Genomic DNA, 25,716 nt, shown 5'->3' with positions numbered 1-25,716 from the left:
TAAGTATCGGAGCGAATCATGAAGCGCACTCTCATTGCCACGGCCGTCCTCGTTGCCGCGTCCGGCAGCGTGCTTGCCGCGCCGCAGAAGGCCTACCTGTTCAATACGACGGTCGTCGGCGAGATGGTTGGCGTCGAAGGTCTGGTCGGACTGTTTGGCTGCGTGCATGTCTCCAGCACGGCGAACGCGGTGATCAACAACAATCAGACCGTCAACGTGAATGCGACGCTCGATCCGCAGGCCCAGACCTACACCAGCGGCAACGTGACCACGACCCTGAACAACAGCACAACGTCGGTCAGGGGCGGCGGCTCGGCATTCGCGTTCACGACGCAAAACCATACGTCGTCGAGCTCGGGCTCGCAGGGCTTCGAAGCCGCCGGCGGCTATGCGTACGGCAGCCAAAGCGCGAGCGTGACGAGCAGCGGCTATGAAACCAGCCAGCAGGCAGCCGGCATTGCGGGCAGCTTCTCGCACACAAGTCAGAACTCGGGCGGCCAGCTGTCGGCCGGCGGCTCGATCGGCGGCAGCTACAGCTATCAGGACCACAACACGTTCTCGCACGGCAGCGGCTCGTTCAGCGCCCGCGGCGGCCTGCAGGCCGGTTATCGCGAATCGAGCTACGCGAACTCGTCGGGCGTCGCCGGCGGCTTCGAAGCGAGCGAAGCGTCCGGGCAAAGCCGTTCATGGGGCTTCAGGGCGAGCGAAGGCTCCGGCTATGCGATGGTCGGCGAGCAATCGTCGGGCTACTCGCGCAGCCGCTCGTCGTCGAGCGACTCGTATGGCGCCGCCTGGGGCATCGACGCAGGCATGTCGACGACCGACGTGACGACGCGCGGCTCGATCACGCAGCACATCAACAACGAAGCGGCCGCCACGCTGAATGCAACCACCGGCACCAACGCGGCCAGCAACGTGTCGGGCAACCTCGGCATCAACATCGCGGAAGGCATCGACAACGCGCAGAGCAACGACGTGTCGCTCGCCTCGGTCGACGTCGGCAACGTGTTCGGCAACGCGCAGGCCTTCAACGTGCAGTCCTCGGGCGGCAGCGCGACGATCCACAACTTCAATCTGAACGCGTCGGTCGGCAACGGGTCGCTGTCGGGTGTGACGGGCAACGTCGGCGTGAACATCGCTTCCGGTATCGGCAACGCGCAGGACAACGCGCTTGCCGGCGCCGTGACGACGACCTCGCCGGGCAAGGCGCTGACCACCGCGATGGATGCGACGGACGACAACTCGCAATCCGCGACGATGACCGTCCACGGGCAATTCCAGGGCACCGCGAGTCTGGGTGCCGATACGCTGAAAGGCGCCTCCGGAAACATCGGCGTGAACATCGCCGGCGGCGCGGGCAACTTGCAGCACAACGGCCTCGCCATCGCGGCGCTGAACAGCGGCAAGTAAGCCGACGACGCGGCGAGCGCGGGCAAGCAGAAGAAGCACAAAGCAGTCGGAGGGGCGCGCCGGCAGCCATCGAAGCTGCCGGCTCGGATCGGGCAGGAGACCAGCATGACCGGCTTCAAGGGGTTCCCGGCGCTACCGTTCGCCGTAGCGCTGGCAGGGTGCGTGCTGTGCGCGGATCACGCCGCCGCACAGTCGAGCATCGACACGTCCACGTTCGTCGGCGTGCCGTTGACGAAGACGGTCCGTTCAATGAAGGACCTGCGCTACAACCACATCGTCAATCAGCAATTCGATTACAGCTGCGGCGCGGCGGCGCTCGCCACCCTCCTCAAGTACGGCTATGGCATCGATATTCCGGAAACCGAACTGATTCGCCGGATGATGGTCTTTTCAACCCCCGAAGTCGTCGTCAAGAACGGCTTCTCGATGCTCGACATGAAGCACTTCGTCGAGACCATCGGACTGCGCGGCCGCGGCTTTCGCGTCAACGTCGAAGCGCTCCACCATCTTCAGATCCCCGTGATGGTCCTGATGAACATCGACGGCTACGAGCATTTCGTGATCGTCAAACATGCGCAGGACGGCCGCGTGTTCATCGCGGACCCGGCGCTCGGCAATCGCATCGTGCTCGAAGAGGACTTCGCGAAGACCTGGAACGGTCTCGTGTTCGCGGTCCTCGGCAAACCCTTCAGGGAGGATTCACCACTGTTGCAGGACAACGAGTCGCTCGCGCTGAAGCTGCGCGCCGCTGCGCTGGCAGCCGGCACCGCCGCGACTCCCTTTTTCGAGTACGGCTTGAACAAGGCAGACATGTTCTGATCCCGCCATGAAGTCACACTTCACACAGCTTGGGTTCGTGCTCTGCGCCGTCGCCTGCGGCGCAGGCGGCCTTGCCCACGCTTCGGAGGGCGCCGCCTCGCCACCGGCTCCCGAACTTTCGATACCGCCCGAGCCAGGCGCCGCGCCCCTGCGGGTGCAACTCGTCGGCGACGACGTGCTCGCGACCCAGACCGGCAAATACGCCGGCGCGACGATGATTTCCGGCTTCGTGCTGAACGTCATTTCGCAATGGCAGTTGCCCAACGGCGCGAGCGCGCTCGCCCAGGGATCGCTGAGCGCGGTGCAGAACGGCGGCGGCCAGCTCACGAGCTCCGTCAGCACGTTCGCCAGCGTGAGCGGCGGCGCGCACGGCCAACCAGGCGATTCGGGCGCCAACCCGAATGCCCAGGCGCGCGGCGGCCAGAGCATCGGTGTCAATGGCGTGTCGCAGATCACCCAGGTCGCGGGCGATCGCAACAGCGGCACCAACACCGCGCTAATCGACTTCAACAACAGCGCCGTGACGCTGACGGGCTCCGCCAACGCGCCGTCGGCATCGGCCAGCGATTCGACCGGCTCCGTGAAAGCCGGCATTTCGTTCGGCAGCAACGGCGTGAACGTGGCGCTGCGGACACCCGCTGGGCTCGCCACCCAGACCATCGCGCCGAGCAACGGGCAGATCGCCCAGTTGCTGCAGATTGCAGGCAATAACCAGCAAGTCGCCAACGCACTGCAACTGCATCTGCAAACCCAGCAGATGTCGGCTTCGATGCTTCGTCAGTTAGGCGTACTGCAGGCACTGCAAAACAGGAGATGACGAAGCGGGCCGCCACCAGCCAGTTGCAGCAAAAGCAGTAAAGAAACGGCCGCGCAGTCAGCACCGCGCGGCCGGACCACCGGGGGAGCAAAAATGAAAAAAGTGTCATCGCCCAGGGCACCGCGCATGGCTCTCGCGGCCATTCCGGCCGCCGTGATGCTGTGGGCTCTTTCTCAGTCGGCGAGCGCGCAGGCGCTCGCCGGTCAATCCGTGGAGGACCGTCTGAACACGCTGATGCGCGTCGTCGACGAGCAGCAGCGGCAGATCCATTCGCTCGAACGGCAGGTCACCGAACTCGAGATGGCGCAGCGCGGACGCGGCGTGCCGGGCGCCGACGCCCCCGCGGGCAGCGACACGGTGGCCGAGCAGCCGGGCGCCGACGGCCTGCCGGTGCCGCTGCCGCCGCTCGCGCAGATCGCGCCCGGCGCGCCCGCGCCGGCGGGCACCACCGGCACCGCGACCGGCGTGCCGGTCAATCCGCCGACGCCGGACGGCAGCAATGCAGGCAACGCCAGCGCCGGCGGCCTGCCCGCCGCCACCGACGCCAGCGGCGCGGTCGGCCGGACCCAGCGCGCGAACGAACCGGTGCGCACGCAGGCCGAGCAGGCGGTCGTGCAACGCGAGCATGCGCCGCTCTTCGACCACAAGCTGACGATGGACTTCGGCATCAGCGACACCTACTACGACCGTCGCCAGTTGCAGTTGTCGGGCTTCCTCGCGCTCGACGCGATTTTCCTCGGCAACATCAACCTCGGCCAGACCAAGTCGCACCAGGTAATGGCGGACCTCGACACGCGCTACGGCGTGTCCGACCGCATCAATGTCGACGTCGACGTGCCGTACCTGTATCGGCGCAGCACCTTCATCGTCGGCGGCGCGGGCGGCGCGGCGAGCACGCTGTCGGACGCGACGGTGTCGAGTCACGACATCGGCGACGTGAACTTCGGCATCTACTACCAGTTCGTCAGGGAAACCAATGCCTTGCCGGACGTGGTCGGCAGTCTGCGCGTGAAGGCGCCGACCGGCAGCTCGCCGTTCGGCGAAAAAGTCGTGCAGGTCGACGCGGACAACACCAACCTCGTCGCGCCGACCAGACTGCCGACCGGCACCGGCTTCTGGAACATCACGGCGGGTCTGTCGCTGCTGAAGACCTACGACCCGGTCGTGCTGTTCGGCAGCGTTTCCTATACCTACAACCTCGCGCGTTCGTTCGCGGACATCTCGTCGGTGCAGGGACAAACCGAACCCGCGACGGTCAAGCTCGGCGACATCGTGCAGTTCGGCGGAGGCGTCGCGCTCGCGTTCTCCGACAAGGATTCGGCCAGCGTGTCGTTCACGATGGCGCTCGAACCCGCGTCGCAGACCAAGTCGCCGGGCGGCAGCTATCAGAAGGTGCCGGGCAGCGAAACCACGGCCGCGGCGATGAATTTTGGCCTGAACCACGTCGTGAACAAGCATCTGACCATCAACGGCTCGGTATCGATCGGACTCACACCCGACGCGCCGAACTTCGTGGTCGGCATGCGCTTTCCGTACACCTTCTGACGTGCCAACGATACGAGGTCGAACGTGCGTGAATCACCTCATCTGACCAGTGTGGCTTCCGTCGCGGCAGCGGGATCGCATCTGTCGCTCGCGGTGCCGAAGCAGCGCGCCGCCGTCGCGCGACAGCTGCTGTACGTCGCGCGCACGCCCGACGAAACGCTGATCGCGCATCTGAAAAGCCGCGGCTGGCAGGTCGCGGCGGCGCGCTCGGCGCACGAACTCGGGCGGCTCGTGAAACCTGACATCGCATGCGCGGGAGTCGTCGATCTGGCGAGCTTCGCGCCGCGCGACATCGGCGGGCTCGAGGCGAGCCTGCGTCAGCAGCAGATCGGCTGGATCGCGCTGGCGACCAACGAGCGGCTCGACGATCCGCTCGTGCGACGCCTCGTGCGCCACTACTGCTTCGACTTCGTGAAGCTGCCCGTCGCGCACGCCACGATCGACTATCTGGCCGGCCACGCGTTCGGCATGGTCGCGCTGTGCGACCCGGAACTTCCGCCGCCCGTCAGCGAAGCGGGCGACGAGGAAATGGTCGGCACCTGCGAGGCGATGCAACAGCTTTTTCGCACGATCCGCAAGGTCGCGAACACCGACGCGAGCGTGTTCATCGCGGGCGAATCGGGCACTGGCAAGGAGCTGACCGCGCTCGCGATCCACGAGCGCTCGCCGCGCCGCAAGGCGCCTTTCACGCCGATCAACTGCGGCGCGATCCCGCATCATCTGCTTCAATCCGAACTGTTCGGCTACGAGCGCGGTGCCTTTACCGGCGCGAATCAGCGCAAGATCGGCCGCGTCGAGGCGGCAGACGGCGGCACGCTGTTTCTCGACGAGATCGGCGATCTGCCGCTCGAAAGCCAGGCGAGCCTGCTGCGCTTTCTGCAGGAAGGCAAGATCGAGCGGCTCGGCGGACGCGAATCGATTCCGGTCGACGTGCGCATCATCTCGGCGACCCACGTCGATCTCGACGGCGCGATGCGCGAGGGCCAGTTCCGTGCGGATCTGTTTCATCGCCTGTGCGTGCTGCGCCTCGATGAGCCGCCGCTGCGCGCGCGGGGGCGGGACATCGAGATTCTCGCGTACCACATGCTGCACAAGTTCAAGACCGACAACGCGCGCAAGATTCGCGGCTACACGCCGTCGGCGATCGAGGCGCTCTACAACTACAACTGGCCCGGCAACGTGCGCGAGCTGATCAACCGCGTACGCCGCGCGATCGTGATGGCCGAGAACAAGCTGATCTCGGCCGACGACCTCGACCTCGCGGGCTACACGGAGCAGGAAAGCATGACGCTCACGCAGGCGCGCGAGGCTGCCGAGAAGCGCGCGATCGAGGCCGCGCTGCTGCGCCATCGGCACCGGTTGAACGAGGCGGCGGTGGATCTGAACGTTTCCCGAGTGACGCTGTATCGGCTGATGGGCGTGCACGGCTTGCGCGAACCGGGCAGCGCCGACGACAAGGGAGCACTCCCCGCAGACGGGCCGGCGCGGGAGTGAGCGGCGGGTACGCGTCGGTGTGGATCGACGGCTCGGGTAGAATCGCCCGGTTACCCTCCTCTTTCCATTCGATGACGACGCTCACCCTGATCGTCGCTCGCGCCAGCAACGGCGTGATCGGCCGCGACAACCAGTTACCCTGGCGACTGCCCGAAGACCTCAAATTCTTCAAGCGCACGACGATGGGCGCGCCCATCATCATGGGCCGCAAAACGCATGAATCGATCGGCCGGCCACTGCCGGGACGCCGCAACATCGTCGTCACGCGCGATGCCTCGCGACGCTTTCAGGGCTGCGACACCGCGACCAATCTCGACGAAGCGCTCGTGCTCGCCGCGCAGGACCAGGCGCCGCAGGCGTTTCTGATCGGCGGCGCAGAGCTCTACGACGAAGGGCTGCGCCATGCGGACAAGCTGATCGTCACCGAAATCGCCGCCGACTTCGACGGCGACGCGACCTTCCCCACGATCGACCCGCAGGTCTGGGAAGAAATCGCGCGCGAAGCGCATCACTCGAATGCGCCCAACGACTTCGATTACGCATTCGTCACGTATCAGCGCAAGGACGTCTGACGGCGCGCGCCGCGCAAGCGATAAAAAACGCCACGCAACGTTCAGTTGCGTGGCGTTTTCGTTTGATACGGGGCTGCGCTGGAACGCGCCGTGCGGCTTACTGCCCCGCGATCGTCATCCGCTCGATCAGCACCGAGCCGGTCTGCTTGGTGCCGCGCGTGATCGTATCCGCGCCGACCGCGACAATATGGCGGAACATCTCCTGCAGCGTGCTCGCGACCGTGATTTCCTCGACCGGATACTGGATCTTGCCGTTCTCGACCCAGAAACCCGACGCGCCGCGCGAGTAGTCGCCGGTCACGTAATTGACGCCCTGCCCCATCAGCTCGGTCAGCAGCAGACCGGTGCCGAGCTTCTTCAGCATCGCCTCGAAGTCGTCCTCGGGGCGCGTGTTCGAACTGAGCAGCGACAGGTTGTGCGAGCCGCCCGCGTTGCCGGTGGTCTTCATGCCGAGCTTGCGCGCCGAGTAGGTGGACAGGAAATAGCCCTCGACGACGCCGTCCTTCACGACCGAGCGCTGGCGCGTGCGCACGCCTTCCTCGTCGAACGGCGCGCTGCCCATCGCGCGCGCGACGTGCGGGTCTTCGACCACCTGCACGTGCGGCGCGAACACCGGCTTGCCGAGGCTGTCGACCAGAAACGAAGTCTTGCGATACAGCGCGCCGCCGCTCGTCGCCTGCACGAATGCGCCGAGCAGGCCCGCCGCGAGCGGCGCCTCGAACAGCACCGGCACCTTGCGCGTGTCGAGGCCGCGCGCGCCGATGCGCGCGAGCGCGCGCTGCGCCGCGTAACGACCGACCGCTTCGGGATCGGCGAGTTCGTCGGCGCTGCGCGTCGACGTGTACCAGTCGTCGCGCTGCATGTTGCGGCCGCTGCCGGCGATCGGCGCGCACGCGACGTAGTGGCGCGAATACGGATAGCCGGCGAGGAAGCCGCGCGAGGTCGCCAGCACGAACTGCGAGTGCTGTGCCGACACGCTCGCGCCTTCCGAGTTCTTGATCTGCGGATCGGTCGCGAACGCGGCGTCTTCGGCGCGGCGCGCGATTTCGACCGCTTCGTCGGCGGACAGATTCCACGGGTGGTACAGATCGAGGTCGCGCGGCGCGGTTTCGAGCAGCTCCGCTTCGGCGAGGCCCGCGCAATTGTCTTCGGCGGTGAAGCGCGCGATGTTGTAGGCGGCCGCGACCGTGTCCTTCAATGCCTGCCGCGAGAAGTCCGAGGTGCTCGCGTTACCGCGTTTGTTGCCGATGAACACCGTCACGCCGACCATCTTGTCGCGGTTGTGCTCGATCGTCTCGACTTCGCCGCGCCGTACCGAGACGGACAGGCCGTCGCCTTCGGAGATTTCGGTCGCGGCGTCGGTGCCGCCGAGCGCCTTCGCGTGACGAAGGATGTCCGAGGCGATTTCCTTCAGCTCATCCTGGGTATGCGGAAAAAAGCGCTGCTTGACGTCCATGTCTGCTGCCATTGTGGTTGCCGTCCTGTTGGGGCCGCGCGGCCCTGGGTATGCACACCGTATTCGGGGCAGGCGCGCGGGTGCGGGATAAATGCATCCCGCGATCATAGCAAGGTACGCGCCGCCGCGGGTCGGGCCGGCGCGGCAAGTTACAATACCGGCATGACACGCAAAACCCGCATTCAACCGATCGAATCCGTCGTCACGGAAGTCGACGAAAACGGCTACGATCGTCCGAGCAAGTCCCAGGTCAAACGCGAAATGCAGGCGTTGCAGGATCTGGGCTTGGAACTCGTCGCGCTGCCGAAAGACGCGCTCAAGCGCATGCCGATGCCCGAAAAGCTCGACGAAGCCGTACGCGAAGCGCGCCGCATCACCGACCACGAAGGCAAGCGCCGCCAGATCCAGTACGTCGGCCGCGTGATGCGCTCGCTGCTCGACACCGAAACCGCCGCGCTGCGCACCGCGCTCGACACCTACAAGGGCATCAACAAGTCGGAGACGGCGAAGCTCCATTGGATCGAGCGCACCCGCGAAAAGCTGCTGGCCGACGACGCCGCGCTGACCGAGTTCATCCGCCAGCACCCGAGCGTCGACCCGCAGCAGGGCCGCACGCTGATCCGCAACGCGCGCAAGGAAGCGGAGCAGAGCAAGCCGCCGCGCTACTTCCGCGAGTTGTTCCAGTGGATCAAGAGCGCGGCCGGCACCGACGACGAAGCGCAAGACGCGCACGACCCCAACCTCGCCGCGGAAGACGACGATGACGACCGCGACGCCTGATCGACGTAAGCAGCGTCAGCACCCCGACGAAATCGTGATCGGCCTCGTGTCGATCAGCGACCGCGCGTCGACGGGCGTGTACGAGGACAAGGGCATTCCGGCGCTGCAGGAGTGGCTCGGCGCGGCCTTGAGCTCGCCATGGCAGGTGGTCACGCGGCTGATCGCCGACGACGCGCCGACCATCTCGGCGACGCTGATCGAGCTGGTCGACGAAGTGGGCTGCGATCTGGTGCTGACGACCGGGGGCACCGGACCGTCGCGCCGCGACGTGACGCCCGAGGCGACGCTCGCTGTCGCGACCAGGGAGATGCCCGGCTTCGGCGAGCAGATGCGGCAGATCAGCCTGAATTTCGTGCCGACCGCGATCCTGTCGCGCCAGGTCGCGGTGATCCGCGAAACCGAACGACACGCCGCGCTGATCATCAACCTGCCCGGCCAGCCGAAATCCATCAGGGAAACGCTGGAAGGCCTGCGCGATGACGGCATGGTCAAGGTGCCAGGGATTTTCGCGGCGGTGCCGTACTGCATCGACCTGATCGGCGGCCCTTACGTAGAAACGAACGTCGACGTGGTCAAGGCGTTCCGGCCGAAAAGTGCGCAACGCGCGCCGCGGCAAGACTGAGGTTCGAGGTTCGGGGCCTGCCCGTACAGGCCCGCGCTTTACTGAGCGCTCGCGGCGGCGTCCGGCGCCGACGGCACGAGGAAATGCTCGCGGTAGTACTTCAGCTCGTCGATCGACTCGTGGATATCGGCCAGCGCCGTGTGCATCGCGCGCTTCTGGAAGCCCTTGTAGATGACCGGCTGCCAGCGCCGGCACAGCTCCTTCAGCGTACTCACGTCGAGGTTGCGGTAGTGGAAGAAGCTCTCCAGATCCGGCATCCAGCGCGCCATGAAGCGGCGGTCCTGGCAGATCGAGTTGCCGCACATCGGCGACTTGCCCGGCGGCACGTACTGGCCGAGGAACTCGCGGATTTGCGCGGTCGCATCGGCCTCGCTGACAGTCGACGCCTTCACGCGATCGATCAGCCCCGAGCGGCCATGCGTGTTCTGGTTCCACGCGTCCATCTTCGCGAGCGTTTCATCGCTCTGATGAATCGCGAGCACCGGACCTTCGACCATCCTGTCGAGCGTCGAATTCGTCACCACCACCGCGATTTCGATGATGCGGTCGGTGTCGGGCTCGAGCCCGGTCATTTCCATGTCCAGCCAGACGAGGTTCATGTCGCTGCGCACGAGCGGCGGCTGTTCGGTGGATGCGAGGATGTCAGTCATGAAGGCAACCCTGAGGGCCGCGCGGTGGGCTTCGCTGGAAACCCGCGCGGCGCGGCATGTGTTCGTTTGAAATCGATTCGCGCGGTTCGAGCCGGGCCGGCCGCGCCAAAGCGCCGCCCTGAACTGCTACCCGGAGTTCTTGCGTTGAACCGTCGCTTTAAACCGTATCTCCGCCGCAAGGCGGGAAGAAACATATAATTCTCGCATAGATACCACGGAATCCCCGGATGCCTACCCTGTACTTCACCGCCCTGTTCGTCGTCGCCGTCGTCGCGATGGTCGGCACCAAACTCTGGCTCGCGTCGCGGCAGATCCGCTTCGTCGTCGCGCATCGCGAACAGGTGCCGAGCCAGTTCGCGAACACCATCGCGCTCACCGCGCATCAGCGCGCGGCCGACTACACGGTCGAGCGCACGCGGCTCGCGATGGTCGAGATCGTCGTCGGCGCGGCCGTGCTGATCTGGCTCACGCTGCTCGGCGGCGTGCAGATGCTCGATCTCGCGATCTCCGACTGGCTCGGCCGCGGCTACGTCGGTCAGATCGCGCTGGTTGCCGCTGTGATCGCGATCACGAGCGCGATCGACCTGCCGTTCGATTACTACCGGCAGTTCGTCGTCGAGCAACGCTTCGGCTTCAATCGCATGAGCAAAAGCCTGTTCTTTTTCGACCGTCTGAAGGGCGCGCTGCTCGGCATCGCGTTCGGCCTGCCGTTGTTGTTCGTCGTGCTGTGGCTGATGAACCGCGCGGGCAACCTGTGGTGGCTGTGGGCATGGGTCGTGTGGGTCGCGTTCCAGATGTTCGGCCTGCTGATTTTCCCGACCTTCATCGCGCCGCTCTTCAACAAGTTCGAGCCGCTGAAGGATGAAGCGCTCGTGACCCGCATCGAGGCGCTGATGAAGCGCTGCGGCTTCGCCGCGAAGGGCCTGTTCGTGATGGACGGCAGCCGCCGTTCGGCGCACGGCAACGCGTACTTCACCGGCTTCGGCGCGAGCAAGCGCATCGTGTTTTTCGACACGCTGCTCGCGCGCCTGTCGGGCCGCGAGATCGAAGCGGTGCTCGCGCACGAGCTCGGCCACTTCAAGCGTCGTCACGTGATGAAGCGCATGCTGGTCACGTTCGCGATCAGCCTCGCGATGCTCGCGCTGCTCGGCTGGCTGACGCAATGCGTGTGGTTCTACGAAGGGCTCGGCGTGCGGCCGTCGCTCGTCGGCGGCAATAGCGGACTCGCGCTCGTGCTGTTCTTCCTCGCGCTGCCCGTGTTCATGTTCTTCGTCACGCCGCTTGGCAGTCTCAGCTCGCGCAAGCACGAGTTCGAAGCCGACGCGTTCGCGGCGACGCAAACCGACGCGCACGATCTCGTCAACGCGCTCGTCAAGCTGTACGAGGACAACGCGTCGACGCTGACGCCCGATCCGATCTACACCGCGTTCTACTATTCGCATCCGCCGGCCTCGCAGCGGATCGACCGACTGCTGCAGCACGCATGAGCGGCCGCGCTCCGAAGAAGGCGTCGCGCGGCGCGTCGGCCACCGCATCCGGCATGTACGGCGTGCGCACGGGCGGCCTCGTGGTGGCCGCGCACGGCCGCCACTATCTGGTCGCTCCTGAAGACGGCGGCGCGTTGCTGCAATGTTTCCCACGCGGCAAGCGCAGCGAGGTCGCGGTCGGCGATCGCGTGATCTATGAGCCGACCTCGGCGGATCAAGGCGTGATCGTCGAGATCGGCGAGCGGCGCAATCTGCTGTATCGCTCGGATCAGTACAAGTCGAAGCTGTTCGCCGCGAACCTCGACCAGTTGCTGATCGTGCTCGCCACCGAGCCGCATTTCAGCGAGGATCTGCTCGGCCGCGCGCTCGTCGCCGCCGAGGCGAACGAATTGAAGCCGCTGATCGTGCTGAACAAGATCGACGTCACCGAGGCTCTGGACGGCGCGCGCAAGCGGCTCGAGCCGTATCGCGCGCTCGGCTATCCGGTGCTCGAAGCGTCGATCCGGATGCAGCCCGAGGCGGCACGCGCCACGCTGACCGAACATCTGCATGGTCACGCGACGCTGCTGCTCGGCCAGTCCGGCATGGGCAAATCGACACTCGTGAACCTGCTGATTCCCGATGCCGAAGTCGCGACGCGCGAGATTTCGACCGCGCTGAACAGCGGGCGCCATACCACGACGTTCACGCGTCTTTATCCCCTGCCGCGGTCGGAGGGCACGACCGGCGTGAATGGCGTCAACGGCGCGGCCGGCGCGCTGATCGACTCGCCGGGCTTTCAGGAATTCGGCCTGCATCACCTGAGCGAAGGCCGGCTCGAACGCGCGTTCCCCGAGTTCCGGCCGCTACTGCCAAACTGCCGTTTCTATAACTGCCATCATTTGCACGAGCCTGGCTGCGCGATCCTCGAAGCCGTCGCCGACGGGCGCATCCGCCGCGAACGGCATGCGCTTTATGCGCAGCTCATGCACGAGGCGAGCCAGATCGTCCGCTGACATGAAACTGATGCGCGCGCCGAACCTGATCATCGGACAGCATTGGGTCAACGTGCTGGAGACCGCGGGCATCGCTTGCGAGCTGCACAACCGCTATCTGAACGGGGCGCTCGGCGAGATTCCGGCCGACCAGTGCGCGCCGGAGCTGTGGCTCGTCGATGAACGCGATGAGGCGATCGCGCGGCGGCTGATCGAAGCGGCCTCGCGAGGACCGGCACCGGGCGCGCCTCCATGGCAATGTCAGCAGTGCGGCGAGCTGCTCGAGGCGCAGTTCACCGTGTGCTGGCAATGCGGGACTGTGCGCGATCCGTTGAAGGGGTGAAGCGGAGTCGGGAATTGAAGAAGCCGGGCATTGCCCGGCTTCTTCTTGTGCTGCGCGCGTGGCCTGGCCGCTTCAGGCGAGCCACACCGCGATGGTCAGCATCAACAGCAGGATCATCCACAGTACGACTGCACGCCACACCAGCCCCACTGCCGATTGCAGCGTGCGCGGCGTGCAGTCGTCGCCGACCTGCATCGGACCGCCGTCGCCGGTGGCGAGCGCGTCGAGGCTCGACGGCTCCGCGAGTGGCCCGGCCAGGCGCGCGCCGAGCGCCCCGCTGCCCGCGGCGAGCAGCACGCCGTCGTTCGTATCGGGCCACTGCCGCGCATGGTTGCGCCACGCGTAAATCGCATCCTCGAAATTGCCGACGATCGCAAAGCCCAGCGACGTCAGCCGCGCCGGCACCCAGTCGATCACGAAGAACGCGCGCTGCGCGAAGCTCGAAAACGCGACGGTGCGGTCGTCGGCCGGCCGCGCCCATGCGCGCGCGAGATATTCCGCGCAACGGTACAGCACCGCGCCAGCGGGACCGACCGGAATCAGGAACCAGAAGAACACGCCGAACACATGACGATGCGACGCGACCACCGCGTGGATCAGCGTGTGACGCACGATCTCGCTGACCGGCATGTCGACGGTCTCGAGCCCGGTCCATTCGTTGAGAATTTCGCGCGCGCGTGGCACGTCGTCGTTGTTCAACGCGAGATGGATGTCGGTGAAGTAATGGCTGAACTGCCGGAAGCCGAGCGTGAAGTACAGCACCACGACGTTCCACAGGAACGCGAGCATGAAGTGAATGTGATACAGCACGTAGTAGACGAGCGCGACCGCGAGCGTCCAGGGCACCACCACGACGAGCCACGCGAGCAGACCGTGACGTTGCTTGCCAGCATCGAATCCGTGCGCCGCCGACTCCGCATGGTATTGAAGCAACGCGGACAACGGATTGTTCGGCGACAGCGCGCGTACCTGTTCAATGATCAGAGCCAGCAATACGGAGAAAAAAGTCATGCGATGCGCCGTGCTTTTTAAGTTTTTACGATTGTTTTATAACGATAGCACAGGGTCGGATGAGTCTGAACGCGGATGCTGACAAAGCGCCGACAAGTGCGTCGTTCGCGCAACTGTGCATCGTCGACGCGGCGATGCGAGTCACGTAATTTATGCGGCGAGGAACCGATACAGGTTGCGCAGCATCGCCGCCGTCGCGCCCCAGATGAAATGATGGCCGCCTTGCACCGCTGCTGGCGTGACCGTCTGCGCTTGGTGCGCGCCGCGCTGCTCGGCGGCCTCCGGAGCCACCGTCAATTCGCCGCGCGGATACGGCATCGCGAAGAAGCGGCGCTCTCCGCCCTCGTAGCGGAACAGGCGCTCTTCGTGGTTGGACGGGTCCATCAGGAACGCGAGCGGCACTTCGAAGACCTCGGCCACTTCGAGCGTATCGATCTCCAGCGAGAACGGCGGGTGCACAAGAGCGACGACCGGCGACACGCGAAAGCCGGTGCCAGTGAGATAGTCGGGCAATGCGCCGAGAACTTCGACGCGCGACGCGTCGAGGCCCACCTCTTCGTGCGCTTCGCGCAGAGCCGTTGCGGTCGCATCAGCGTCGAACGGTTCCTGGCGGCCGCCGGGAAAACTCACCTGACCGGCGTGATCGTTCAGATGGTCCGCGCGCTGCGTGAGCAACACGGTAAGACCGCGCGCGCGCACGACGAGCGGCACCAGCACCGCGGCCACGCGCGGATCGAGGTCGGTATTGCGCCACGGCGCATCGGCAATTTTCTCGGGTGTCCAGGCAAGCTGCCGATCAAAGCGCGCCCGCAGTGCATCGGGCGTCAGACGCTCGCGCGCGACCGGTGGCAGATCGGCGCCTGTCGCGATGACAGGCAGAGTTTCGGGCTCAAAGACGGGGCGGATCAACGGGTCTCTCTGATGAGCGTGGACATGCCGCTATTTTGACCTGGCCAACAAAAAAGCACCCGCGAGGGGTGCTTTTTCTTACAGCATTTACGCTTGGGAAGCAGCGCGGTCTTTCGAGACCAGCTTTTCCTTGATTCGAGCCGACTTGCCCGAACGCTCGCGCAGATAGTACAGCTTCGCACGACGCACATCGCCGCGACGCTTGACGACGATGCTAGCCAGCAGCGGCGAATACGTCTGGAACGTACGCTCGACGCCTTCGCCCGACGAAATCTTACGGACGATGAACGACGAATTCAGACCACGGTTACGCTTGGCGATCACGACGCCTTCGTAAGCCTGCACACGCTTGCGCGTGCCTTCAACCACGTTCACGCTGACGATGACCGTATCGCCCGGACCAAAATCCGGAATGGTCTTTTCGCCGAGAACGCGCGCGATTTCTTCCTGCTCGAGTTTTGCAATCAGATTCATCACTGACTCCTAGATCCATCTTGTCGGCGTTCGTACCTGCCTCACGCGCTTACTGCGTTGGGCTACGGCCCCGATAGAGGATGGGTTCACATCTGGCACCGCACACGCATGCACGGCACCGCCTTGTGTCCGCTCGAAAGACCGGGGCCTCAGGCCTTCGGCTCTTCCTTCGCGAGACTCGCGAGCCACGCCTCGTCGGCACGGCTCAGCATTCTGTTCTTTCGGGCCTTCACGATCAGATCGGGCCGCTTGTTCAACGTGTTGCGCAATGCTTCGCGCCGCCGCCACGCTTCGATTTCCGCATGATGGCCGCCGAGCAGCACATCAGGCACCCGCACGCCCTCGTATTCCTCAGGACGCGTGTAGTGCGGACAATCGAGCAGCACATCGACGAAGCTATCCTGCACCGCCGACTGTGAGTCGTTCAGCACACCAGGCAACTGACGCACGACCGCATCCATCAACGCCATCGCGGGCAACTCGCCGCCCGACAGCACGAAATCGCCAAGGCTTACTTCTTCGTCGACTACACGGTCCAGCAGACGCTGGTCGATCGCTTCGTAGCGCCCGCACAACAGGATCAGACCGGGTTCGGCCGCGAACTTCATCACGCGCTCGTGATTCAGTGTGTCGCCTTGCGGCGACATCATCACGACGCGCGCCGCGCCGATGCCCTGCTCCGACTGCGCCGCTTTCGCGGCACTGATCGCGTCTTCGAGCGGCCGGGCCAGCATAACCATGCCGGGGCCGCCGCCGTATGGGCGATCGTCGATCGTGCGGTAGTTGTCGGTCGTGAAATCGCGCGGATTCCACGTACGCAACCCATAGCGCTGCTGCTTCGCGGCCCGGCTGGTGATACCCCAGTCAGTCAGCGCGCGGAACATTTCTGGAAAGAGCGTCACGACATCGAACTGCATCGCTCTCCCCGCTCAACGATAGATTTCAATAGTCAGCTTCCCAGTCGACGACGATATGCTTTGCCGCCTGGTCCACCGTTTTGACAAAGACGCCGACGAACGGGATCAAACGCTCGCCTGCGACCGGCTTGCCGTTTTTGCCGGTAGCCGGATATTCGATGCGCAGCACCGACTGCGCGCCGTTGTCGATCATGCTGGCGACTTTGCCGAGGTTGAGCCCGGCGAGATTCACCACGTCCAGGCCGATCAGATCGACCCAGTAGAATTCGTCGGCTTCGAGCGCCGGAAATTCGCTACGGCCGATGTATACGCGAGAACCGCGCAGAGCCAACGCCGTATCGCGGTCAGCGACGCCACCCAGACGGGCGACCACGCTGTCGCTATGTGTTTTGGCCTGCAAGGACGGCGCCGATTTGCGCTCCTGGCCTTTCAGCAGCCACCAGCGCTTCGCGCTCAGCAAGACGTCGCCGCCTTGCCCGGCATCCGCATGCGCGGCTACCTTGACCCAGCCTTTGAGACCATAGGCGTCGACGATTGCGCCGACTTCGACCGCATCGGCCGGCCAGCTTGCCGCCGTTTCGATGCGCATTTCTGCAGCTTCGAAATCGGCGTTCGCGGCATCGGCTTGCGCCTCTTTCGCCTTGCCGTCGGTTCGTTCGACCGGCTTGCGGACGAATGCACCGAACGACGCCTGACCAGACGCCTTTGCGCGCGAAGCTGCCTTGACGCTACCAGAACTGCCGGAATCACGCTCAGACATCGAATAACCTCGACAACAACTTCGCAGCCTGCTTTGGCGTCTGCTTCAGTAAAACAAATTGCGCATCGGACTGCTCACGCGAGTTGCGCGAGCCGCCGGCCGAACCGACGACGATACGCCTGCGGGCCGCCATATCAAGCAGCCGGCTGCGCCTTTTGCGCTTCCTTCACGAGACGTTCGACGGTCGGCGACAGTTGCGCGCCAACACCTTGCCAGTACGTCAGGCGATCCTGAGCGATACGCAGGGACTCGCCCTTCGTAGCGACCGGGTTGTAGAAACCGACGCGCTCGATGAAGCGGCCGTCACGACGGCTGCGCGAGTCGGTGGCGACGATGTTGTAGAACGGGCGCTTCTTGGAGCCGCCACGAGCCAAGCGGATGATGACCATACTAGAATCCTTGAAAACCGGGGTTCGGAACGACTGAAACAGGCGATTATAGCGGGAAAGCGACGCCATAACAAACACTTACCGGGATAAACTGCGGAAACGGGCTGCACCCACCTTCTACAAGAGGTGCGAGAACCCGCTCAAACGCCCGAATTACCTGAAGGAGCGCCCGTGCAACGCCAGCCGAAACTCCCGTTTCCGTTCGCCTTTCGTGCCTTTTTCGTACGCTTTGCCGGACTTTCGCGCACCTCGTGCAGCCGGATTCTACGTGCGGTAGCGGCCGCGGTTATCGCCGCGCAGGCGTTGACGGCAATCGCCGCGCTGCCCATCGAGAAAATCAAGCTGCCGCCGGGCTTTCACATCGAAGTGTTGTCGGACGAGGTGCCGAGCGCGCGCGCGATGACGTTGTCGCCCAAGGGCATTCTCTACGTGGGTAGCGACGATGGCCATGTGTATGCGCTCGAGCTGCGGAACGGCCGCGTGACGGCTCACCACGTGATCGCGTCCGGGCTGCAGATGCCCGCCGGCGTCGCGTGGCGCGACGGCGCGCTGTATGTGTCGGCCGTGTCGAAAATCGTGCGCTTCGATGCGATCGACTCGCACCTGAACGATCCGCCGAAACCGGTCGTTGTCACCGACAAGCTGCCGACGGACACGCATCACGGCTGGAAATTCATCGCGTTCGGCCCGGATGGCAAGCTGTACGTGCCGCAAGGCGCGCCGTGCAACATTTGCCAGAGAGATCCGGACCGCTTTGCGATGATTGGCCGCATGAACCCGGACGGCAGCCACTACGAGGTCGTCGCGCGCGGCATCCGCAATTCCGTCGGCTTCGCGTGGCATCCGGTCACCCACGAACTGTGGTTCACCGACAACGGTCGCGACCTGCTCGGCGACGATATTCCGAGCGACAAGCTCAACCGCGCGCCGCATGTCGGCATGAACTTCGGCTTTCCGTACTGTCACGGCGGCGACACGCCCGACCCCGAGTTCGGCAAGGATCATCCGTGCAGCGAATTCACGCCGCCAGTGGTCAAGCTTGGCGCGCACGTGGCGGCGCTTGGCATGCGCTTCTACGACGGCCCGATGTTTCCAGCCGACTACCGCAACAATATCTTCATCGCCGAGCACGGCTCGTGGAACCGCAGCAAGAAGGTCGGCTACCGCGTCGTGCGCGTGATCACCGACCCTGACGGCAGCCACGCACGCCAGCAGGTCTTTGCCGAAGGCTGGCTGCAACCCGGCGAATCGGTCTGGGGCCGCCCCGCCGACGTGTTGCCGCTGCCAGACGGTTCGCTACTGATCAGCGACGATACCGCCGGCGCAATCTATCGCATCACGTATTCAGCGCCGTAACGCGCGGATGCACGCATGCCCGGCTGAACGGCTGCACTCACCTCGAGCCAGGTCCGGCGCATCTCGCCACCCCGCTTTCAGCCTGGGCGATCGTCCTCCACGTGACCACCCGCGCGCCGCAGGCGTAGAATGCGCGTCGGTCCGCGCCCCCGCGGCGCGCCGCTCCTTTCGACCGCCCGTCACTCTGCCCACGCGTTCATGCCCACCGCTGCCTCGACTTCCCCGCGCTTCAGATCCAAGACGCTCACCGCCGCGTTGGCGTTCCTGTTCGGCAGCCTCGGCGCCCACCGCTTCTATCTGTACGGCACCCGAGACATCTACGGCTGGGCGCATCTACTCGGCACGCTGATCGGCATTCCCGGCGTGATGCTGCTGGTCGCGACCGAGCGCGCGTCGATCCTGGGCTGGGTGCTCGCGCCGATCGGCGCGGTTTCGCTGTTTGCCGCGTTTCTGGCGGCGCTCGTCTACGGGCTGCGTCCTGATCAGAAATGGGATGCGCAATTCAACACCCACACGCAACGCAAAAGCCGCTCCGGCTGGACGGTCATTTTCGTCGTGATCTTTTCGCTGCTGATCGGTGCGTTTCTGCTGATGACCGGTCTCGCGCTCGCGTTCCAGACCTACTTCGAAAGTCAGGTCGAAGCGGCCAAAGCGATTTCGCAGTAATGCCCCGTGGCGGGACCCGCAGACGTTCCTGGCGCTAGAAAAGCCTCAGTTGCGGATTGTCGCGTGCCGGTGCGCTCACCTGCTCGGCGCGCGGCGGCTCGATCCGGCGGAAATGCGACATGTCGAGAATGCCGCGGTCGCGCCCATTCAACCCTAACCGGCGCACGGCCTTGTGAAAGCGCTGCCTGAGCAGATCCGCCCATAAGCCCTCTCCCTTCATGCGGGTCGAGAACGAAGAATCGTAATCCTTGCCGCCTCGCATGTCGCGCACCCGGCTCATCACGCGCTCGGCCCGATCCGGGAAATGTGCGCCCAGCCAATCCTTGAACAGCGGCGCGACCTCCCACGGCAGCCGCAGCACGATATAGCTCGCATTGCTGGCGCCCGCTTCGGCGCATGCTTCGAGCACGCGCTCCATATCCGGTTCGGTGACGAACGGGATCACCGGCGCGATGCTGACGCCGACCGGAATGCCCGCCTCGCTGAGCGTACGGATCGTGCGCAGCCGGCGCGACGGCGTGGCCGCGCGCGGTTCGAGCGTGCGCGCGATGTCGGCGTCCAGCGTGGTGATGGTGATCGCCGCCATGAATTGCCCGCGCCCGGCCATCGGCGCAAGCAGGTCGATGTCGCGCTCGATCAGCGATGATTTGGTGATCGCCGCGAACGGGTGGTTGCGCTCGCTGAGCACCTCGATCACACGACGCGTAAGACGCAAGTCACGTTCGGCCGGCTGCCAAGCATCGGTGGCGACGCCGAGCGCGATCGGCTCGGGTACATAGGATTTCTTCGACAGTTCCCGCTCGAGCAGTTCGGGCGCGTTGATCTTTGCGTAGATGCGGCTTTCGAAATCGAGCCCGGGCGACAAACCCAGGTAGCTGTGCGTGGGCCGCGCGAAGCAATAGATGCAGCCGTGTTCGCAGCCCCGGTAAGGATTCAGCGACACATTGAACGGAATGTCCGGCGACGCATTGCGTGTGAGGATGGTTTTTGCGCGCTCCTCGAACACCTGCGTGCGCAGGACCTTCGGCTCCCCGTCTTCGTCGGCCGTCTGCCAGCCGTCGTGGACGGCTTCGCGCTGGTCGACTTCGTAGCGGCCTTGCAGGTTCGTGACCGCGCCGCGCCCCTTGCGAGGCGCCGGCCGCGCGATCGGAAATTCGGGAATGTCAGGGGTGTCGGGGTCATCCACGGCGGGCCACGCAAAGCAAACGCAAACAGGAAGCGCCAAAGGAAAGCGGCGCAAAACACCTGTATAAATATACAGTGTTTACGCCGTTTGTCGAGCACTTCGTTGGTCGCTTGATGCGCGTCCAACCCCGTCAGTGAACCGGCACCTACTCGCCCACCGCGATCGTCAGCGTCTCCTTGATTTCCTCCATCACCACATAGCTCTTCGACTGCACCGCGCCCGGCAGTTGCAGCAAGATATCGCCGAGCAACTTGCGGTAATCGGCCATTTCGCCGATGCGCGCCTTGATCAGATAGTCGAAATCGCCCGACACGAGGTGGCACTCGAGCACCTCGGGGATCTTCTGCACCTCGCGCCGGAACAGATCGAACATGTTGCCACTCTTGTGATCGAGCGTGATCTCGACGAACACGAGCAGCGCCGCGCCCAGCTCGGCCGGGTTCACGCGGGCGTAGTAGCCGGTGATCACGCCGTCGCGCTCCATCCGCTTGACGCGCTCGATGCACGGCGTCACCGACAGACCGACCTGCTCCGCCAGGTCCTTCATCGCCATACGGCCGTCCTGCTGCAGGAGCCGCAGGATCTTGTGATCGAGCTTGTCGAGAGCCCGCACGGGCTGGCGCTGGGTACGCATGGTGTTTTTTCTAAAAATGATGAAAATACAATAACAAAACCTGTCTCACTGTAAATACTATAGCGGTTAACACTGGGCAAACGGCATTTCACCTCACATTGCAGCTCGCCGAATCGATTCAGATCGAACCTCCGACGAGCGCCTTCCCCTCACTCAATTTTTGGATATCTGGAGCAGCTATGCGAGTCGTCGTTTTGGGCAGTGGCGTCGTCGGCGTGACGAGTGCGTATTACCTCGCGCGCGCCGGTCACGAAGTGACCGTTATCGATCGCGAAGCCGGCCCGGCGCTCGAAACCAGTTTCGCCAACGCGGGCCAGATCTCGCCGGGCTACGCTTCGCCGTGGGCCGCCCCGGGCGTGCCGCTGAAGGCCGTCAAGTGGATGTTCCAGAAGCACGCGCCGCTAGCGATTCGCGTCGACGGCACCGCGTTCCAACTGCAATGGATGTGGCAGATGCTGCAGAACTGCACGGCGCCGCGCTATGCGGTGAACAAGGGCCGTATGGTGCGGCTGGCCGAATACAGCCGCGACTGCCTGCAGGCGTTGCGCGCCGACACCGGCATCGAGTACGAAGGCCGCACCGGCGGCACGCTACAGGTATTTCGCACGCAACAGCAGTTCGACGGCGCCGCGAAAGACATCGCCGTGCTGCAGGATGCCAACGTGCCATACGAGCTGCTGACGGCCGACGAACTCGCCAAGGCCGAACCAGCCCTCGCCGCGGTGTCGCACAAGCTCACCGGCGGCCTGCGCCTGCCCGGCGACGAAACCGGCGACTGCCAGATGTTCACGACGCGCCTCGCGGCGCTCGCCGAGGAACTGGGCGTCAAGTTCCGCTACAACACGTCGATCGACGCGCTCGCGATGGCGGGCGGCCGCGTCGCCGGCGTGCAGTGCGGCAGCGAGTTCGTGCGCGCGGATTCGTTCGTGGTCGCGCTCGGCTCGTATTCGACGCGCTTCCTCGATGGCATAGTGAAGCTTCCGGTCTATCCGCTGAAGGGCTATTCGATCACCGCGCCGATCGTCGACGCGGCTGCCGCGCCGGTGTCGACCGTGCTCGATGAGACCTACAAGATCGCGATCACGCGCTTCGATGACCGGATTCGCGTCGGCGGGATGGCCGAGATCGTCGGCTTCGACAAATCGCTGCGCGAGGCGCGCCGCGAGACGCTCGAGCTTTCTGTGAATGACCTGTTCCCGGGCGGCGGCGACACGTCGAAGGCGACGTTCTGGACCGGTCTGCGGCCGATGACGCCGGACGGCACGCCGATCGTCGGCCGCACGCCGGTGCCGAACCTGTTCCTGAACACCGGCCACGGCACGCTTGGCTGGACGATGTCGTGCGGCTCGGGCCAACTGCTCGCCGACTTGATGTCGGGCAAGCAGCCCGCGATTCGCGCGGACGATCTGTCGGTGCATCGCTATCTCGGCGAGACCGCGGGCGAGCATCGGCCGGCGTATGCGTGAGTTTGAGTGCGTGCGCTGACGCGGCCCTGGCCGCGGCGCAGGCCGCAACAAACAGCAGCCGTACAAACAAACGGCGCCTCGCGGGGCGCCGTTTGCATTTCAATGTGCTGCCGCGATCGCGGCCGGCATCAAGGCATGCTCAGAACTGGTCTTCCGACAAAGCCAGCACGCCCTCGCCACCCTTCGCGCTGACGATCGCCACTTCGAGCGCCGCCGCCTGTGGCAACACATGCTCGGCGTAAAACCGCGCGGTCGCGATCTTCGCGTCATGAAACGCTGGGTCCTCGTCGCGCTTCGTCGCCGCGGCAAGCTGCGCACGCGCCATCTGCCAGCCGCCCAGCACGATGCCCGCGAGCTTCAGATAGGGCACGCTGCCCGCGAACACCGCATTCGGATCGCCCTTCGCATTGGCGACGACGAAATCGACGACCGCGCCAAGCGCGCGCCGGCCCTGCGCGAGCTGTGTGCGCATCGATGCGAACGCCGCGCCCTGCTGCGCGCCAAGCGCTTCAACCGTTTCGGCGACGCCAGCGAGCAGTTCCTTCGCGACCTTGCCGCCGTCGCGCAGCGTCTTGCGACCGATCAGGTCGTTGGCCTGGATCGCGGTCGTGCCTTCGTAAATCGGTAGAATGCGCGCGTCGCGGTAGTACTGGGCAGCGCCGGTTTCCTCGATGAAGCCCATGCCGCCATGCACCTGCACGCCGAGGCTCGTCACGTCGATCGACAGCTCCGTGCTCCAGCCCTTCACGATCGGCACGAGGTATTCGTAGATCGCCTGATGCTTCGCGCGCGTCGCATCGTCCGGATGACGATGCGCGACGTCGCAGTGCGAGGCCGCGAGGTAGGCGAGCGCGCGCGACGCCTCGGTGAGGCTGCGCATCGTCGACAGCATGCGGCGCACGTCCGGGTGCTGGATGATCGCGACCGACTGCTTCGCGGAGCCATCCACGGGACGGCTCTGCACGCGCTCCTTCGCATACGCGACCGCCTTCTGATACGCGCGATCCGAGATCGCGACACCTTGCATGCCGACCGCGAAACGGGCGGCGTTCATCATGATGAACATGTATTCGAGGCCACGATTCTCTTCGCCGATCAGCTGACCGAGCGCGCCGCCGTGATCGCCGAACTGCAGTACGGCGGTCGGGCTCGCCTTGATGCCGAGCTTGTGTTCGATCGATACGCAGTGAACGTCGTTGCGCTCGCCGAGCGAGCCGTCTTCGTTGACGAGGAACTTCGGCACGACGAACAGCGAAATGCCTCTCACGCCTTCAGGCGCGCCCGGCGTGCGTGCGAGCACCAGATGCACGATGTTTTCCGTCATGTCGTGCTCGCCCCAGGTGATGAAAATCTTCGTGCCGAACAGCTTGAACGAACCGTCGGCCTGCGGCTCGGCGCGCGTGCGTACGAGCGCGAGATCGGAGCCGGCCTGCGGCTCGGTCAGGTTCATCGTGCCGGTCCATTCGCCTGAAATCAGCTTGGGCACGTAGGTCTGTTTTTGCGCTTCGCTGCCAGCGGTTAACAGCGCTTCGATGGCGCCGTCGGTCAGCAACGGACACAGCGCAAAAGAGAGGTTCGACGCGTTGAGCATTTCGATGCAAGGCGTCGCGATCAGCTTCGGCAGGCCCTGGCCTTCGTAGTCGAGCGGATGTTGCACGCCCTGCCAACCGCCTTCGGCAAACTGGCGGAAGGCTTCCCTGAAACCCGGCGTCGCAGTGACCACGCCATCCTTCCAGCTGCTCGGATTACGATCGCCGTCGACGTTCAGCGGCGCGAGCACTTCGCCGCATAGTTTCGCCGACTCGTCGAGCACGGCCTTCGCGGTGTCGAGGTTCGCGTCCTCGAAGCCGGGCAGCTTCGCGATGTCTTCCAGTCCGGCCAGTTCTTTCATCACGAACAGCATGTCCTTGATGGGTGCCGTATAGCTCATTTCGGTACTCCTCCCTTGATATGAAAAAAGGGCGCGGGACTTGGTGGGTCCTGCGCCCTTCGCTTGCTGTCGGCGGCCTCTTTCAGGCGCCGCGGCGCTTAGCCTAGTTCGCTCACGAGTTCCGGCACGAGGGTGAACAGATCGCCAACCAAACCGTAATCGGCCACGCTGAAAATCGGCGCTTCTTCGTCCTTGTTGATCGCGACGATGACTTTCGAGTCCTTCATGCCGGCCAGATGCTGGATCGCACCCGAGATGCCGACTGCGACGTACAGTTGCGGCGCGACGATCTTGCCGGTCTGGCCGACCTGATAGTCGTTCGGCACGAAGCCCGCGTCGACCGCCGCGCGCGATGCGCCCAGTGCCGCGCCGAGCTTGTCGGCCAGCGGCTCGAGCACCTTCATGTAGTTCTCGCCATTGCCCAGACCACGGCCACCCGACACGATGATCTTCGCGCTCGTCAGTTCCGGACGATCGAGCTTCGTCACTTCGCGGCTCACGAACTGCGCGAGGCCAGCGTCGGGTGCCGCTTCGATTCTCTCGACCGCTGCGCTGCCGCCAACGGCTGCGACGGCATCAAAACCGGTCGAGCGCACGGTGATGACCTTGATCGGATCAGCCGATTGCACGATCGCGATTGCGTTGCCCGCGTAGATGGGACGCTCGAACGTGTCGGCGCTATCCACTGCCGTGATGTCGCTGATCTGCGCGACGTCGAGCTTCGCGGCGATACGCGGCGCGACATTCTTGCCGTAGGCGGTAGCCGGCGCGAGGATGTGCGTGTAGTGCTTCGCCGCATCTTGCACAAGCGTCAGGACCGTCGCTTCGACGTTTTCCGCGAGGCCTGCGGCCAGTTGCGGCGCATCGGCGAGCAGCACCTTGCTGACACCAGCGATCTTCGCGGCGGCATCGGCCGCGCCCTGCGCGTTATGTCCCGCGACCAGCACGTGAATATCGCCGCCGATCTTCTGTGCCGCTGCGATCGTGTTCAGCGTCGCGGCCTTGATCGACGCATTGTCGTGTTCTGCAATTACCAGGTTCGTCATTTG

The 25,716-nt window shown here is 64.9% G+C and carries 26 protein-coding genes; 14 read left to right on the top strand and 12 right to left on the bottom strand.

Features of this window, described 5'->3' with window-relative positions; genetic code table 11:
- The first annotated feature begins 18 nt into the window (after positions 1-18).
- The 6 genes from HWY30_RS20735 to HWY30_RS20710 all read left to right on the top strand — a co-directional run bounded on the left by HWY30_RS20735 (position 19) and on the right by HWY30_RS20710 (position 6,657).
- On the top strand, positions 19-1,410 hold the full coding sequence (locus HWY30_RS20735) for a serine-rich family protein (RefSeq protein WP_090801249.1): 1,392 nt from the start codon (positions 19-21) through the stop codon (positions 1,408-1,410).
- 105 nt (positions 1,411-1,515) lie between these two features.
- Positions 1,516-2,229, top strand: a complete 714-nt coding sequence (locus HWY30_RS20730) for a C39 family peptidase (RefSeq protein WP_090801251.1) — start codon at positions 1,516-1,518, stop codon at positions 2,227-2,229.
- A gap of 7 nt (positions 2,230-2,236) precedes the next feature.
- Positions 2,237-3,046 (top strand): peptidase C39, encoded by an 810-nt coding sequence (locus tag HWY30_RS20725; RefSeq protein ID WP_090801253.1) that lies wholly within the window; start codon positions 2,237-2,239, stop codon positions 3,044-3,046.
- Between the two features lie 93 nt (positions 3,047-3,139).
- Positions 3,140-4,591: a hypothetical protein gene (locus HWY30_RS20720; protein ID WP_090801255.1), complete on the top strand. Its 1,452-nt coding sequence runs from the start codon at positions 3,140-3,142 to the stop codon at positions 4,589-4,591.
- A 24-nt stretch (positions 4,592-4,615) separates the two neighbouring features.
- Positions 4,616-6,085 (top strand): sigma-54 dependent transcriptional regulator, encoded by a 1,470-nt coding sequence (locus HWY30_RS20715; protein WP_090801256.1) that lies wholly within the window; start codon positions 4,616-4,618, stop codon positions 6,083-6,085.
- A 71-nt stretch (positions 6,086-6,156) separates the two neighbouring features.
- The gene (locus tag HWY30_RS20710) at positions 6,157-6,657 is read left to right on the top strand and encodes a dihydrofolate reductase (RefSeq protein ID WP_090801258.1); all 501 of its coding nucleotides are present in this window, start codon (positions 6,157-6,159) and stop codon (positions 6,655-6,657) included.
- A gap of 97 nt (positions 6,658-6,754) precedes the next feature.
- Here HWY30_RS20710 and pmbA read toward each other — a convergent pair whose 3' ends face one another.
- On the bottom strand, positions 6,755-8,125 hold the full coding sequence (gene pmbA, locus HWY30_RS20705; protein ID WP_090801260.1) for a metalloprotease PmbA: 1,371 nt from the start codon (positions 8,123-8,125) through the stop codon (positions 6,755-6,757).
- A 150-nt stretch (positions 8,126-8,275) separates the two neighbouring features.
- Here pmbA and yjgA point away from each other — a divergent pair, with 150 nt between their 5' ends.
- Both yjgA and mog read left to right on the top strand, forming a co-directional pair.
- Positions 8,276-8,893, top strand: a complete 618-nt coding sequence (gene yjgA / locus HWY30_RS20700; RefSeq protein WP_090801262.1) for a ribosome biogenesis factor YjgA — start codon at positions 8,276-8,278, stop codon at positions 8,891-8,893.
- Entirely contained in the window at positions 8,874-9,515 is a 642-nt protein-coding gene (gene mog / locus HWY30_RS20695) for a molybdopterin adenylyltransferase (RefSeq protein WP_090801264.1), read from the top strand. The genes yjgA and mog overlap by 20 nt, the downstream gene beginning before the upstream one ends.
- A 38-nt stretch (positions 9,516-9,553) precedes the next feature.
- On the opposite strand, the gene orn is transcribed toward mog, so the two are convergent.
- Positions 9,554-10,165 (bottom strand): oligoribonuclease, encoded by a 612-nt coding sequence (gene orn / locus HWY30_RS20690; protein ID WP_090801266.1) that lies wholly within the window; start codon positions 10,163-10,165, stop codon positions 9,554-9,556.
- A gap of 227 nt (positions 10,166-10,392) precedes the next feature.
- Here orn and HWY30_RS20685 point away from each other — a divergent pair, with 227 nt between their 5' ends.
- The 3 genes from HWY30_RS20685 to HWY30_RS20675 are packed head-to-tail and all read left to right on the top strand — an operon-like array spanning position 10,393 to position 12,969.
- Positions 10,393-11,652, top strand: a complete 1,260-nt coding sequence (locus HWY30_RS20685) for a M48 family metallopeptidase (protein ID WP_090801268.1) — start codon at positions 10,393-10,395, stop codon at positions 11,650-11,652.
- Positions 11,649-12,647, top strand: a complete 999-nt coding sequence (gene rsgA, locus HWY30_RS20680; RefSeq protein ID WP_090801269.1) for a ribosome small subunit-dependent GTPase A — start codon at positions 11,649-11,651, stop codon at positions 12,645-12,647. Before HWY30_RS20685 ends, rsgA begins: the two co-directional genes overlap by 4 nt.
- A gap of 1 nt (position 12,648) precedes the next feature.
- A complete protein-coding gene (locus HWY30_RS20675) occupies positions 12,649-12,969 on the top strand; it encodes a putative signal transducing protein (RefSeq protein ID WP_090801271.1) in 321 nt (106 codons plus the stop codon).
- A 72-nt stretch (positions 12,970-13,041) separates the two neighbouring features.
- Here HWY30_RS20675 and HWY30_RS20670 read toward each other — a convergent pair whose 3' ends face one another.
- The 6 genes from HWY30_RS20670 to rpsP form a co-directional block, all read right to left on the bottom strand.
- Positions 13,042-13,980 carry a CobD/CbiB family protein gene (locus tag HWY30_RS20670; RefSeq protein WP_090801273.1) on the bottom strand — a complete coding sequence of 313 codons (939 nt, stop codon included), beginning with the start codon at positions 13,978-13,980 and terminating at the stop codon, positions 13,042-13,044.
- 150 nt (positions 13,981-14,130) lie between these two features.
- Positions 14,131-14,889 carry an NUDIX hydrolase gene (locus HWY30_RS20665; RefSeq protein ID WP_090801275.1) on the bottom strand — a complete coding sequence of 253 codons (759 nt, stop codon included), beginning with the start codon at positions 14,887-14,889 and terminating at the stop codon, positions 14,131-14,133.
- An 87-nt stretch (positions 14,890-14,976) separates the two neighbouring features.
- Positions 14,977-15,363 carry a 50S ribosomal protein L19 gene (gene rplS, locus HWY30_RS20660; RefSeq protein WP_013090115.1) on the bottom strand — a complete coding sequence of 129 codons (387 nt, stop codon included), beginning with the start codon at positions 15,361-15,363 and terminating at the stop codon, positions 14,977-14,979.
- Between the two features lie 149 nt (positions 15,364-15,512).
- On the bottom strand, positions 15,513-16,280 hold the full coding sequence (gene trmD, locus HWY30_RS20655; protein WP_090801276.1) for a tRNA (guanosine(37)-N1)-methyltransferase TrmD: 768 nt from the start codon (positions 16,278-16,280) through the stop codon (positions 15,513-15,515).
- Between the two features lie 25 nt (positions 16,281-16,305).
- On the bottom strand, positions 16,306-17,040 hold the full coding sequence (rimM, locus tag HWY30_RS20650; protein ID WP_090801278.1) for a ribosome maturation factor RimM: 735 nt from the start codon (positions 17,038-17,040) through the stop codon (positions 16,306-16,308).
- A 134-nt stretch (positions 17,041-17,174) separates the two neighbouring features.
- Positions 17,175-17,429 carry a 30S ribosomal protein S16 gene (rpsP, locus tag HWY30_RS20645; RefSeq protein WP_013090118.1) on the bottom strand — a complete coding sequence of 85 codons (255 nt, stop codon included), beginning with the start codon at positions 17,427-17,429 and terminating at the stop codon, positions 17,175-17,177.
- A gap of 261 nt (positions 17,430-17,690) precedes the next feature.
- Between rpsP and HWY30_RS20640 the strand changes: the two genes are divergently transcribed.
- Both HWY30_RS20640 and HWY30_RS20635 read left to right on the top strand, forming a co-directional pair.
- Positions 17,691-18,785, top strand: a complete 1,095-nt coding sequence (locus tag HWY30_RS20640) for a PQQ-dependent sugar dehydrogenase (protein ID WP_425199390.1) — start codon at positions 17,691-17,693, stop codon at positions 18,783-18,785.
- Positions 18,786-18,983: 198 nt separating this feature from the next.
- Entirely contained in the window at positions 18,984-19,451 is a 468-nt protein-coding gene (locus HWY30_RS20635; RefSeq protein ID WP_090801282.1) for an NINE protein, read from the top strand.
- 34 nt (positions 19,452-19,485) lie between these two features.
- Here the strand turns inward: HWY30_RS20635 and HWY30_RS20630 are convergent, their stop codons facing one another.
- Positions 19,486-20,637 (bottom strand): PA0069 family radical SAM protein, encoded by a 1,152-nt coding sequence (locus HWY30_RS20630; protein ID WP_090801284.1) that lies wholly within the window; start codon positions 20,635-20,637, stop codon positions 19,486-19,488.
- Between the two features lie 145 nt (positions 20,638-20,782).
- Positions 20,783-21,271 carry an Lrp/AsnC ligand binding domain-containing protein gene (locus tag HWY30_RS20625; RefSeq protein ID WP_090801287.1) on the bottom strand — a complete coding sequence of 163 codons (489 nt, stop codon included), beginning with the start codon at positions 21,269-21,271 and terminating at the stop codon, positions 20,783-20,785.
- A gap of 179 nt (positions 21,272-21,450) precedes the next feature.
- Here HWY30_RS20625 and HWY30_RS20620 point away from each other — a divergent pair, with 179 nt between their 5' ends.
- The gene (locus HWY30_RS20620) at positions 21,451-22,737 is read left to right on the top strand and encodes a D-amino acid dehydrogenase (protein WP_090801289.1); all 1,287 of its coding nucleotides are present in this window, start codon (positions 21,451-21,453) and stop codon (positions 22,735-22,737) included.
- 139 nt (positions 22,738-22,876) lie between these two features.
- Here the strand turns inward: HWY30_RS20620 and HWY30_RS20615 are convergent, their stop codons facing one another.
- Together HWY30_RS20615 and HWY30_RS20610 are read right to left on the bottom strand one after the other, a co-directional pair.
- Complete coding sequence (locus tag HWY30_RS20615; RefSeq protein WP_090801290.1) at positions 22,877-24,667, bottom strand: acyl-CoA dehydrogenase; 1,791 nt, start codon at positions 24,665-24,667, stop codon at positions 22,877-22,879.
- A gap of 98 nt (positions 24,668-24,765) precedes the next feature.
- Positions 24,766-25,713, bottom strand: coding sequence for an electron transfer flavoprotein subunit alpha/FixB family protein (locus HWY30_RS20610; protein WP_090801292.1), 948 nt, complete (start codon positions 25,711-25,713; stop codon positions 24,766-24,768).
- Positions 25,714-25,716: the final 3 nt, after the last annotated feature.

The sequence above is a fragment of the Paraburkholderia tuberum STM678 genome (assembly GCF_902833905.1).
GTDB lineage: Bacteria > Pseudomonadota > Gammaproteobacteria > Burkholderiales > Burkholderiaceae > Paraburkholderia > Paraburkholderia tuberum.
The sequence above is the reverse complement of the archived record's forward strand: the minus strand, read 5'-3'. Positions and strand labels throughout refer to the sequence as shown.